The 12,540-nt window shown below is 62.9% G+C and carries 10 protein-coding genes; 9 read left to right on the top strand and 1 reads right to left on the bottom strand.

Translation table 11 applies throughout. The features are described 5' to 3' along the window. Positions 1–4: 4 nt before the first annotated feature. Positions 5–145 (bottom strand): 50S ribosomal protein L34, encoded by a 141-nt coding sequence (gene rpmH / locus ACVOMH_RS11260; RefSeq protein ID WP_006404565.1) that lies wholly within the window; start codon positions 143–145, stop codon positions 5–7. 256 nt (positions 146–401) lie between these two features. On the opposite strand from rpmH, the gene dnaA reads away from it, so the two are divergent. From dnaA to exbB, 9 genes are all read left to right on the top strand, one after another. Beyond that, on the top strand, positions 402–1,730 hold the full coding sequence (gene dnaA, locus ACVOMH_RS11255; protein ID WP_057506193.1) for a chromosomal replication initiator protein DnaA: 1,329 nt from the start codon (positions 402–404) through the stop codon (positions 1,728–1,730). 374 nt (positions 1,731–2,104) lie between these two features. Beyond that, positions 2,105–3,205 (top strand): DNA polymerase III subunit beta, encoded by a 1,101-nt coding sequence (gene dnaN, locus ACVOMH_RS11250; protein ID WP_057506194.1) that lies wholly within the window; start codon positions 2,105–2,107, stop codon positions 3,203–3,205. An 827-nt stretch (positions 3,206–4,032) separates the two neighbouring features. After that, positions 4,033–5,133 carry a DNA replication/repair protein RecF gene (recF, locus tag ACVOMH_RS11245; RefSeq protein WP_481522371.1) on the top strand — a complete coding sequence of 367 codons (1,101 nt, stop codon included), beginning with the start codon at positions 4,033–4,035 and terminating at the stop codon, positions 5,131–5,133. A gap of 110 nt (positions 5,134–5,243) precedes the next feature. Next, the gene (gyrB, locus tag ACVOMH_RS11240; RefSeq protein ID WP_481522372.1) at positions 5,244–7,703 is read left to right on the top strand and encodes a DNA topoisomerase (ATP-hydrolyzing) subunit B; all 2,460 of its coding nucleotides are present in this window, start codon (positions 5,244–5,246) and stop codon (positions 7,701–7,703) included. Between the two features lie 71 nt (positions 7,704–7,774). Next, positions 7,775–8,623 carry a CPBP family intramembrane glutamic endopeptidase gene (locus tag ACVOMH_RS11235; protein ID WP_481522373.1) on the top strand — a complete coding sequence of 283 codons (849 nt, stop codon included), beginning with the start codon at positions 7,775–7,777 and terminating at the stop codon, positions 8,621–8,623. 71 nt (positions 8,624–8,694) lie between these two features. Further along, positions 8,695–9,501 carry a M48 family metallopeptidase gene (locus tag ACVOMH_RS11230; protein WP_481552005.1) on the top strand — a complete coding sequence of 269 codons (807 nt, stop codon included), beginning with the start codon at positions 8,695–8,697 and terminating at the stop codon, positions 9,499–9,501. Between the two features lie 156 nt (positions 9,502–9,657). Beyond that, entirely contained in the window at positions 9,658–10,848 is a 1,191-nt protein-coding gene (locus tag ACVOMH_RS11225) for a tetratricopeptide repeat protein (protein ID WP_481522375.1), read from the top strand. Positions 10,849–10,994: 146 nt separating this feature from the next. Beyond that, positions 10,995–11,666, top strand: coding sequence for an energy transducer TonB (locus ACVOMH_RS11220; protein ID WP_481552004.1), 672 nt, complete (start codon positions 10,995–10,997; stop codon positions 11,664–11,666). 90 nt (positions 11,667–11,756) lie between these two features. Next, positions 11,757–12,500 (top strand): TonB-system energizer ExbB, encoded by a 744-nt coding sequence (gene exbB, locus ACVOMH_RS11215; protein ID WP_054659089.1) that lies wholly within the window; start codon positions 11,757–11,759, stop codon positions 12,498–12,500. The last annotated feature ends 40 nt before the right edge of the window (positions 12,501–12,540 follow it).

The following is a 12,540-nucleotide window of genomic DNA, read 5'->3' as shown; positions in this document are numbered from 1 at the left end:
GCAATCAAGCGCTGAGGACTTTGCGGCCCTTAGCGCGGCGACGCGACAGAATCTTGCGGCCGTCAGCGGTCTTCATACGAGCACGGAAGCCGTGGTCGCGCTTGCGCTTGAGGTTGCTGGGTTGGAACGTGCGCTTGGTGGCCATGGGGGCACCTGTATGAAGTGGACGGAAAGAACCGGAAATTCTATAGAGGGTTACCCCCTCCCGTCAAACCCCTTCTTCAAGTGGCGGTACGGCGACGGTGCGTAACTTGTGGATGATCCTGTGAATAAATACGGGACAAGCATTCCCGGCCCGGCCCGGCGGTGGTAGTCTGCGCCATCCACTTCTTCCCCCCTTTCCGGCCTGTGGCCCGGCGGCTTTCTGCGCCCGGCTGACAAGCCTTTGATGACTATTTCTGATGGATGCCTGGTCCCGTTGTCTTGAACGTCTGGAGGCGGAATTTCCGCCGGAAGATGTCCACACCTGGTTGAAGCCGTTGCAGGCCGACCAGCGCGCCGACAGCCTCGTGCTGTATGCGCCCAATGCCTTTATCGTCGATCAGGTGCGCGAACATTACCTGCCGCGCATCGCCGAATTGCTGACCTATTTCGCCGGTTTTGGCGAGGTGGTGCTGGAGGTCGGCTCGCGCCCGCGCGCAGCGGACCCGGCGCCGCTGGCTCCCGTGGCCAGCGCGCCGGCCCCGGCCGCGCCGGTGGTGCCGTTCAACGGCAACATGGATTCGCATTACACCTTTGCCAACTTCGTCGAAGGCCGCAGCAACCAGTTGGGTCTGGCCGCCGCCTTCCAGGCCGCGCAGAAACCCGGCGACCGCGCGCACAACCCGCTGTTGCTGTACGGCGGCACCGGTCTGGGCAAAACCCACCTGATGTTTGCCGCCGGCAATGCGATGCGCCAGGCCAATCCGGCCGCCAAGGTGCTGTATCTGCGCTCGGAGCAGTTCTTCAGCGCGATGATCCGGGCGCTGCAGGAAAAGACCATGGACCAGTTCAAGCGCCAGTTCCAGCAGGTGGACGCGCTGCTGATCGACGATATCCAGTTCTTTGCCGGCAAGGACCGTACCCAGGAAGAGTTTTTCCACACCTTCAACGCATTGTTCGACGGCAAGCAGCAGATCATCCTGACCTGCGACCGCTATCCGCGCGAAGTCGAAGGCCTGGAAGCCCGCCTTAAATCGCGTCTGGCGTGGGGCCTGTCGGTGGCGATTGAGCCGCCGGATTTCGAAACCCGTGCAGCGATCGTGCTGGCAAAAGCCCGCGAACGTGGCGCTGACATCCCCGATGATGTCGCGTTCCTGATCGCCAAGAAGATGCGTTCCAACGTCCGCGATCTGGAAGGTGCGCTCAATACGCTCACCGCCCGCGCCAATTTCACCGGCCGGGCGATCACCACCGAATTCGCCCAGGAAACCCTGCGCGATCTGCTGCGTGCCCAGCAGCAGGCCATCAGCATTCCCAACATCCAGAAGGTGGTCGGCGACTACTACGGCCTGCAGATGAAAGATCTGCTGTCCAAGCGCCGCACCCGCTCGCTGGCCCGTCCGCGCCAGGTGGCCATGGCGTTGACCAAGGAATTGACCGAGCACAGCCTGCCGGAAATCGGCGATGCCTTTGCCGGCCGCGACCACACCACCGTGCTGCACGCGGTCCGCCAGATCAAGCATCTGATGGAAACCGACGGCAAGCTGCGCGAGGACTGGGACAAGCTCATCCGCAAGCTCAGCGAGTGAGTGGCCGACCGGCTGCGCCGGCCGCGGGCTTGCGTGGGTTGATCACCTGATTCACCACCGGTAGCCGCCGTCGTGTCGTTGCTGGAAGTGCGGCAATGATGCCTGCACACCAAGCGGGCGTCATCGCACAAAACGGTGCATCATTCCGGGGTAAGCACGGGAGAATCTGTGGATAAAAAGGCCGGTTATTTCAGGCGCAAATCTATCCACAGCTTCATCCCCCTGCTCGGGGTCAGTAATACAGAGGGTTTCAGGCAATGAAAACCTTTGAATAACAAACACTTAGGTGTGTTTTAAACGAAATCTGGCTCTACCATCACCACCAAGCTTTTGATTTAAACCACATCTTTTAAAGCATAGGGGCACGAAACCACATGCGTTTCACACTGCAGCGCGAAGCCTTTCTTAAGCCGTTGGCCCAGGTCGTCAACGTGGTAGAACGCCGCCAGACTCTGCCGGTTCTGGCCAATTTTCTGGTCCAGGTCCAGGAGGGCCAGTTGTCGTTGACCGGTACCGATCTGGAAGTGGAAATGGTCTCCCGCATCGCCGTTGACGATGCCCAGGACGGCGAAACCACCATTCCGGCGCGAAAGCTGTTCGAAATCATCCGCGCCCTGCCCGATGGCAGCCGTATCACGGTCTCGCAGACCAGTGACAAGATCACCGTGCAGGCCGGGCGCAGCCGTTTCACGCTGGCCACCCTGCCGGCAAACGACTTCCCGTCGGTGGATGAAGTGGAAGCCACCGAGCGCGTGGTGGTGCCGGAAGCGGCACTGAAGGAACTGATCGAACGCACCGCATTCGCGATGGCGCAGCAGGACGTGCGTTATTACCTCAACGGTCTGCTGTTCGACCTGCGCGACAAGACGCTGCGCTGCGTGGCTACCGATGGCCACCGTCTGGCGCTGTGTGAAACCGCGCTGGAAAACAGCAATGGAGCCAAGCGCCAGATCATCGTGCCGCGCAAGGGCGTGACCGAGTTGCAGCGTCTGCTGGAAGGCGGCGAGCGCGAAGTCGAGCTGGAAGTCGGCCGTAGCCACGTGCGTGTCAAACGCGACGATGTGACCTTCACTTCCAAGCTGATCGATGGCCGTTTCCCGGACTACGAAGCCGTCATTCCGATCGGCGCCGATCGGGAAGTGAAAGTCGAGCGTGAAACCCTGCGCGCTTCCCTGCAGCGTGCGGCGATCCTGTCCAACGAGAAGTACCGCGGCGTGCGCGTGGAAGTGAGCCCGGGCCAGCTGAAGATCAGCGCGCACAACCCGGAGCAGGAAGAAGCCCAGGAAGAGATTGAAGCCGATACCACGGTCAGTGATCTGGCCATTGGCTTCAACGTCAACTACCTGCTGGATGCGCTGTCGGCGTTGCGCGACGAGCACGTGGTGATCCAGCTGCGCGATTCAAACTCCTCGGCCCTGGTGCGTGAAGCCAGCAGCGAGAAGTCGCGTCACGTGGTGATGCCGCTGCGCCTCTGACCGATGTTCCACGTGGAACACGAAAAAGCCCGGCATCGCCGGGCTTTTTCTTTGCGTTTTTCGTGCTCATTGGTGATCGCTGGATTTCAGGCTGACCACGTCAAGGCAGCCAGCTTCCCAAGGCCTGCAGTTTGCTTGCATCAAGCACAACGCATTCCCCGTGGAACGTGGTGATATCCCTTGTCGTGGAAATTTTTCTGGTCAGTCGTTGTAGCCGACGAGCCGGAGAAACGCCGCGATCGAGTTCCTCTGCTCGCGAGGCGGCACGCGCTTTCCTGTAGCGCGTGCCGTGGGTTGGGACCCGTGAAATCAGGCAGCAAAGACGTTGCGCCCAGGAAAGTAGTTACACGCCTGGTTGCTGCAGGCTGGAGGCGCTTTTCGCTTCTATCAAAGCTTTTAAATTAGAAGATAAATCAAAAGCTTGGTGGTGATGGTAGGGGCAGATTTCATGTAGAACTCTATCAAGTTGCTGTTTTATATGGATTTAATGGCATTGAAACCCCCTGTAGAACCCGGGGTCTAGCCTGTGGATAGCTGTGCATAAGTCGCGACAGGGGCAAAAGAGCTGTTTTTATCCATAGGTTGCCCTACTTATACACAAGCTTTGTGCCCTGTTCTGTCCTTGCCCGGATTAGGCTGTGATTTCGTGAAATCTGCACGGGTATTCCCGCCACGGCGTTTCAGATTTCAAAGAATTGCGGGTGTTCGTCATTCCGTCCTGCCGGTGACGCGGACACTGCGCACGGGGTACAGGGCCAGATGCTTTAAGCTGAGCCTCTGTTCGTTGCGGATGGCGCAGCGGCATCGGGTTTTTCAGCAGAGCGTCAATGCATATCGTCCGTGTGGCCCTGAACCGTGTTCGCCGGTTCGATTCCGTGGAACTGGCCCCCCGCCCCGGCATCAACCTGATCACCGGTGACAATGGCGCCGGAAAAACCAGTCTCTTGGAGGCACTGCACTTGATGGCCTATGGCCGCAGTTTCCGCGGGCGGGTACGCGATGGTCTGGTGCAGAAACAGGCTGAAGGCCTGGATGTGTTCGTGGAATGGGAGGAACGGGGCCCTGCGGGCAGTGCCGTACAGCGACGTCGTGCCGGACTGGCCCATAGCGGCCATACCTGGCGAGGCCGTCTGGATGGCGAAGACGTCTCGCAACTGGGAACGCTGTGCGCGGCCCTGGCGGTGGTCACGTTCGAACCGGGTAGCCATGCGCTGGTCAGTGGCGGCAGTGAACCGCGCCGGCGCTTCGTGGATTGGGGATTGTTCCACGTGGAACCCGATTTTCTTCCGCTTTGGCGGCGCTACACACGGGCGCTGAAGCAACGCAACGCCCTGCTCAAAAGCGGGGCCAGCGCCACGGCACTGGATGCGTGGGATCACGAGCTGGCCGAATCCGGTACCCCGCTGACCTCCCGCCGCCAGCACTACCTGGAACGCTTGCAGGATCGGGCCATCCGGATCGCCGCCGACCTGGCGCCGTCCCTGCAATTGCAGGCGCTGGAGCTGCAACCGGGCTGGCGCCGCCAGGAAATGGCCCTGGCCGACGCACTGCTGCTTGGCCGGGATCGTGACCGGATGGCCGGCTACACCTCGGTCGGGCCGCATCGGGCCGACTGGAGTACCCGATTTGCCCAGATTCCGGGCCGGGACGCGCTGTCCCGCGGGCAGGCCAAGCTGACCGCGCTGGCGTGTCTGTTGGCGCAAGCCGAGGATTACGCGGACCAGCGGGGCGAATGGCCGGTGATCGCCCTGGATGATCTGGCATCGGAGCTGGACGGCAGACACCAGCAGCGCGTCCTGGGATGGCTGGCGCAGACCCCGGCGCAGGTGTTCATCACTGCCACCGAACCGCCGGCAGCGCTGGCAGATTCCCCCACCGCGCCGACCCGGTTCCACGTGGAACATGGCGTGGTTCAGCGGCTCGATTGACCGTCCCGGGCGCTCAAGGGCCCGGCTGGTATAATTTGGCGGCAATCCCCTATCTCTCGTACCCGGCCATGATGGCGGGCGTACGACCTGCGGAGCCTACGGCAAGCGCAATGACTGAAAAACAGAACACCCCGGCAAACAACGGCAACTACGACGCCAACAGCATTACCGCCCTGGAGGGCTTGGAGGCTGTCCGTAAGCGTCCTGGTATGTACATCGGTGACGTCCATGACGGCACCGGTCTGCACCACATGGTGTTCGAGGTGGTCGACAACTCCATCGACGAAGCCTTGGCCGGTCACGCCGACCAGGTCTCGGTCACGATCCATGCCGACGGCTCGGTCGCGGTCTCGGACAACGGGCGCGGTATTCCGACCGGCAAGCACGAGCAGATGAGCGCCAAGCTGGGCCGCGAAGTCTCCGCCGCCGAGGTGGTGATGACCGTGCTGCACGCCGGCGGCAAGTTCGATGACAACAGCTACAAGGTCTCCGGTGGTCTGCACGGCGTCGGTGTCAGCGTGGTCAACGCGCTGTCGCAGAAGCTGTTGCTGGACATCTACCAGGGCGGTTTCCACTACCAGCAGGAATACGCCGATGGCGCTCCGTGCGGCCCGCTGCGGCAGCTCGAAGCCAGCAGCAAGCGCGGCACGACCCTGCGTTTCTGGCCCTCGCTCAAGGCGTTTCACGACAACGTCGAATTCCATTACGAAATCCTGGCGCGCCGCCTGCGCGAGCTGTCGTTCCTGAACTCCGGCGTCAAGATCGTTCTGGTCGATGAGCGTGGCGAAGGCCGGCGCGACGACTTCCACTACGAGGGCGGCATCAAGAGCTTCGTGGAGCATCTGGCGCAGCTCAAGACCCCGTTGCACCCCAACGTCATCGCGGTGACCGGTGAGCACAACGGCATCACCGTGGAAGTGGCGCTGCAGTGGACCGATTCCTACCAGGAAACGATGTACTGCTTCACCAACAACATCCCGCAGAAGGATGGCGGTACCCACCTGGCCGGTTTCCGCGGCGCGCTGACCCGGGTGCTGAGCAACTACATCGAGCAGAACGGCATCGCCAAGCAGGCCAAGATCAGCCTGACCGGTGATGACATGCGCGAAGGCATGATCGCGGTGCTCTCGGTGAAGGTGCCGGACCCCAGTTTCTCCAGCCAGACCAAGGAAAAGCTGGTCAGCTCGGATGTGCGACCGGCGGTGGAAAACGCCTTCGGACAGCGGCTGGAAGCGTTCCTGCAGGAAAACCCGAACGAAGCCAAGGCCATCACCGGCAAGATCGTCGATGCCGCCCGTGCCCGTGAGGCCGCGCGCAAGGCGCGCGATCTGACCCGCCGCAAGGGCGCGCTGGATATCGCCGGCCTGCCCGGCAAGCTGGCCGACTGCCAGGAAAAGGATCCGGCCCTGTCGGAACTGTTCATCGTCGAGGGTGACTCGGCCGGTGGCTCGGCCAAGCAGGGCCGCAACCGAAAGAACCAGGCGGTGCTGCCGCTGCGCGGCAAGATCCTCAACGTGGAACGTGCCCGCTTCGACCGCATGCTGGCCTCCGACCAGGTCGGCACCCTGATCACCGCGCTGGGTACCGGCATCGGCCGCGACGAGTACAACCCGGACAAGCTGCGTTACCACAAGATCATCATCATGACCGACGCCGACGTCGACGGCGCGCACATCCGCACGCTGCTGTTGACGTTCTTCTACCGGCAGATGCCGGAGCTGATCGAGCGCGGTTACGTGTATATCGGCCTGCCGCCGCTGTACAAGATCAAGCAGGGCAAAACCGAGCTGTACCTGAAGGACGACCCGGCACTGGACGCCTATCTGGCCAACAGCGCGGTGGAAAACGCCGCGTTGATTCCGGCCAATGGTGAGCCGCCGATCGAAGGCGTGGCGCTGGAAAGTCTGCTGCTGGCCTACGCGGCGGCGCAGGACGCGATCGACCGCAATGCCCATCGCTACGACCGCAGCCTGCTCGAAGCGCTGGTCGATTTCACGCCGATGGACCTGGAACACCTGCGTACCGCGGGCGAGGACGAAGGCCTGGATGCACTGGCCAAGCACCTGAACCGGGGCAGCCTGGGAACGCCGCGCTACACGCTGGAACTGCAGGAACCCACCGAACAGCGCCCGGCCGCGGTGCTGGTCACCCGTCGCCACATGGGCGAGGAGTTGATCCAAGTGCTGCCGCTGGCGGCGTTCGAATCGGGGGAACTGCGCGCCCTGCACAAGGCCTCGCAGTTGCTGCACGGTCTGGTACGGGAAGGCGCACGGATCAGCCGTGGCAACAAATCGGCCGAAGTCAGCGGGTTTGCCCAGGCCCAGGCCTGGTTGCTGGAGGAAGCCAAGAAGGGCCGCCAGATCCAGCGCTTCAAGGGCCTGGGTGAAATGAACCCGGAACAGCTGTGGGACACCACGGTGAATCCGGATACCCGGCGTCTGCTGCAGGTCCGCATCGAAGATGCGGTGGCGGCCGACCAGATCTTCAGCACCCTGATGGGCGATGTGGTGGAACCGCGTCGTGACTTCATCGAGGACAACGCGCTGAAGGTCATGAACCTGGATATCTGACCCACCAGTCCCAAGACGGGCGTTGCATCGCGCAGCGCCCGTTTTTTTTTACCGCTCTGCCAAGGATCGCGATGTCCGCCCAGCCCCCGCTTCCGTCCGCTCCCGCCGTTGCACGCTCCGCAGCGGGTATCCGCCAGGCCGGTTCGCCGGTTGCAGGGTTCTTTCTCGATCTGCTGATCGCCGCGGCCACACTGCTGGGCCTGAGCCTGCTGTGCAGTGTGGTCTGGGGGCTATGGCGCGGGGTGGAGGTCGGCCGGGAGGCCGCCCGCAGCGGGACCAGCCTGTCCGCGGCCGCCGACATGGCGCAGTTGCTCGGCCAACCCGGCGCCCTGGCGCAGATGCTGATGGCGTTGATCTCCACCGGGGGGGCCGCACTGCTGGTGTATGTCTGGCGGCGCCGTGCCACCTCGGCCGAACGCGGCATCTCCGCCCACGCGCTCCGGCGCGGATCGACCTGGGGCTGGACACTGCTGGTGGCTGCGCTGGTCTTTGCCGGCAGCAGTTTCATCGGCTGGAGCGCCAAGCAGCTCGGCATCGAGCCGGTGCCGACCAATCTGCCGTTGATGGAACAGGCGCTGGCCAATTTTCCGCTGTTTCTGCTGCTGTTCGCAGTGTTCCTGGCGCCGGCCTACGAGGAGCTGCTGTTCCGCCGGGTGCTGTTCGGACGCCTGTGGGCTGCCGGTCGCCCTGCACTGGGTATTGTCCTGAGCAGTGCCGCCTTCGCGTTGATGCACGAGGTCCCCGGCACCAGCGCCAACGGCCTGCCCGAGATTCTCCAGCTCTGGCTCATCTACGGCGGCATGGGCGCGGCCTTCGCGTGGCTGTACCGCAAGACCGGCACGCTGTGGGCTGCCATCGCCGCCCATGCGATCAACAATGCCATCGCTCTGGGCGCGCTGGTGGTGTTCGGTACCGGCTAAATCTGCACGTCGGATTGACGGAAAATTAAGCCAGCCGCCCGCACACTGCGGGCATGAATAAGGGGGCTTGCGTGAAATCGATTCTTTGTGCGTTGACCATCGGTTTGCTGCTGAGCGCCTGCGCCACCACCACCTCGCCCACCGGGCGCCGCCAGGTGGTCGGTGGCGTGTCCCAGCAGCAGCTGGATCAACTCGGCGCGCAGGCATTTTCCGAGATCAAGGCCAAGCAGACCCTGAGCCGCGACGGCACCCAGAACGGCTATGTGCAGTGCGTGGTCAATGCCCTGGTCGCGCAGCTGCCTGCCCAGTACCGTGGCGTACGTTGGGAAACCGCGCTGTTCGTCGACAAGGAGCCCAACGCCTTCGCATTGCCAGGCGGAAAAGTGGGCGTCAATACCGGCATTTTCAGTGCCGCCAAAAACCAGGATCAGCTGGCCGCGGTGATCGGCCACGAAATCGGCCATGTGATCTCGCGTCACCACGAAGAGCGCCTGACCCGCCAGCAGGGCACCCAGATCGGACTGGGCATCATCGGCGCATTGGCCGGCGCGGCCTATGGCGATGCGGGAACTAGCGTGGTCAACCAGTTCGGCGGCCTCGGCGCGCAGGGGCTGATCCTGCTGCCGGGCTCACGCACCCAGGAAGGTGAAGCCGATGAGGTAGGCCAGCGGTTGATGGCGCAGGCCGGTTTTGACCCGGCCCAGGCGGTGGATCTGTGGCAGAACATGATGGCGGCCGGCGGCAACCGTTCGCCGCAGTGGCTCTCCACCCATCCCGATCCGGCCAACCGCATCCGCCAACTGCAACGCGATATCCCGATGTTGCAGCCCGTTTACCAGCAGGCGCGCCAGGCGGGCCGCATCCCGCGCTGCGGTTGACCCGGGGCGACCGATGCGGGCAGTCCCCTGGACATTGGTGCAATACAGCATCGGAAGTGATTTCTCCATCAAATATTTTCTGGTACGTTTGCCGGCTCTGCTTTTTCCAGACCGTCCGTTTTCAGTGCCGCCCTGGCGGTTTCAACGAGGTGAACCATGATTTCCCACAGCCCCAAGAAAGCAGTGCTTTCCGTTCTGATTGCGACCCTGCTCGGCGGTGTTGTGGTTGCCGATGCCTTTGCCCAGGCGCGTTCGTCTGATCGCAACGAGCGTCGCAGCAAGGGGAGCGCCAAGGCTGAAGTGCTCTTTCCGGAAGCCACCCGCACCGAGCCGAACGGCAAGCCTTCTTCGAAGATGGGCGGCAAGCTGCAGAAGCTGTTCGCCGCGTACAACAAGGACGACTACGCGCAGACCCGCACGCTGGCCGATGAAATCATCGCCTCGGCCGATGCCAACGATTACGACAAGGCCGTTGCCAACCAGCTCGCCTCACAGGCGGCCTACAACCTGGATGATGGCGCCGCCACCAAGCAGTATCTGCAGCAGGCCATCGCGCTGAACCAGCTGGACAACAACGGCCACTTCCAGGCGATGTTGATGCTGGCCCAGCTGCAGCTGCAGGACGAGCAGTACGCCGAGGGGCTGGCCACTCTGGACAAGTACTTTGCCGAGTCCAAGTCGGCCAAGCCGGAAGAACTGGTCATCAAGGGCCAGGCGCTGTACCAGACTGAAAAGTATGCCGAAGCCATTCCGGTGCTGAAGGCGGCCATCGCCGCTTCGCCCGAGCCCAAGGACAACTGGAACCAGCTGCTGATGGCCGCCTACGCCGAAGCGGGCCAGACCGCTGAAGCGGTCAAGGAAGCCGAAGCACTGGCGGCCAAGAATCCGGCCGACAAGAAGGCGCAATTGAATCTGGCCAGCATGTACATGCAGGCCGACCAGATGGACAAGGCGGCCGCGGTGATGGACAAACTGCGCGCCGCTGGCCAGCTCACAGAAGAGCGCGAGTACAAGCAGCTGTACTCGATCTATGCCAACACCGACAACAAGGAACGGGACGTCATTGCGGTGATCAACGAGGGCCTGGAGAAGGGCATCCTCAAGCCGGACCACCAGGTCTACCTGGCACTGGCGCAGTCGTACTACTACAGCGACCAGGTACCGCAGGCGATTGACGCGTGGCGCAAGGCGGCGCCGCTTTCCAAGGATGGCGAGACGTACCTGAATCTGGCACGTGTGCTGCACTCGGAGGGGCGTATTCCGGAGGCCAAGCAGGCCGCGCGGGACGCGTTGGCCAAGGGTGTCAAAAACCCGGCTGATGCAAACAAAATCATCAACCTGAAGTAAGCAGGAATAACGCCTGAACAGCTGCATTTGTGATGCGCAGCTGGTCAGGATTGGTATAAGCTTGGAGGTTCCTGCGGTGTCATGCACCGCTGAATCAGGGGCGCCATAACAGCGTCGTCCCGACCCCACTAAAGAGCTCTTGGCGCATGACGGAACAACTGGTCTTCCACCACAGGTATGACGGCGAGAAAGATAAGGGTCTGAGCTGGCCCCGTATCGCCGGTATCGCCTTTGTAATCGCACTGCATCTTGCAGCCCTGATGATGCTTCTGATTCCTGCCGTGGCTCCCAAGGCCGCCGCGGAAAAGGAACGCAATGTCATGGTGACGCTGGTCGACGCGCCGCCGCCGCCTCCGCCACCGCCGCCGCCGCCGCCGCCGACGGATACCCCGCCGCCGCCGGTCAAGAACCTCGCGCCGCCGAAGCCCTCGCCGTTGCCGCCGCCGCCGGAAGCACCGCCGATCGACGTCGCTGAACCGCGTCCCACCGACGTGGTGACGCCACCGTCGCCGCCGGCTCCGCGGGCGCCTCCGGTCGACATCCAGGCCAGCGTGGACATCTCGTCCAAGAACATGAACCCGCCGCGTTATCCGCCGGCCGCTTTCCGCGCCGGTATCCAGGGCGAGGTCATCCTGATCATTGATGTCGATGCCAACGGCAATGTCACCAATGTGTCTGTCGAGAAGTCCAGTCGCAATCGCGATCTCGACCGGGCTGCAATGGAAGCGGCGCGCAAGTGGAAGTTCAACCCCGCCCAGAGCGGTGGGGCGAAGGCAGCTGGTCGCGTCCGCGTCCCGGTCAACTTTGCGCTGAGCTGATCCCGGCGGCGGCCCTGACGGCCGCCCCCGCGGAACGTTTTTCGTACTTAGCTACACCCTTTAACACCACACACAACAAAGGTAAGCGTCATGCTGCAGGAAATTTTCATCGCCGCTGCTGCCGGGGGCAACGCAAACAACGCGCTCTCGCAGATGGGCTTCGAGCACCTGATCCACGAGATGACCTCCCAGCCGGGCGACTTCGCCGTCTCTTGGGTCGTGCTGATCACCCTGGTGGTGATGTCGGCCATGTCCTGGTACTGGACGGTCATCAACACCTTCCGCACCGCGCGCCTGAAGTCCGCTTCTGACCGCGTGCCGAGCCTGTTCTGGGATGCCCCGAACGCGCAGGAAGCTGTCCGTGCGATGGAAGAGCAGGCCGCTTCGGAGCCGTTCTCCAAGATTGCCCTGGACGCTGCCCAGGCGGCCGCCCATCACCAGCAGGCTGGTGCCGGCGAAACCCTGAGCCGTTCTGAGTTTGTGGACCGCGCCCTGCGTCAGGCCGTGACCCGCGAATCCAACAAGCTGCAGGGTGGTATGATCCTGCTGGCCACCGTCGGTGCGACCGCTCCGTTCGTGGGTCTGCTGGGTACCGTGTGGGGCATCTACGGCGCGCTGATCAAGATCGGTGCCACCGGTTCGGCCTCGATCGACGCCGTTGCCGGCCCGGTGGGTGAAGCCCTGATCATGACCGCCATCGGTCTGTTCGTGGCTATCCCGGCCGTGTTCGCCTTCAACTTCTTCAGCAAGATCAACAGCGCGACGGTCAGCAAGTTCGACACCTTCGCCCACGATCTGCACGACTTCTTCGCCACCGGTTCGCGCGTCCGCTAATCCGGCAAGCCAAGCAGTCCTCGCAACGATATAGACGGAG

Source organism: Stenotrophomonas sp. STEN013, assembly GCF_056760355.1.
The sequence above is the reverse complement of the archived record's forward strand: the minus strand, read 5'-3'. Positions and strand labels throughout refer to the sequence as shown.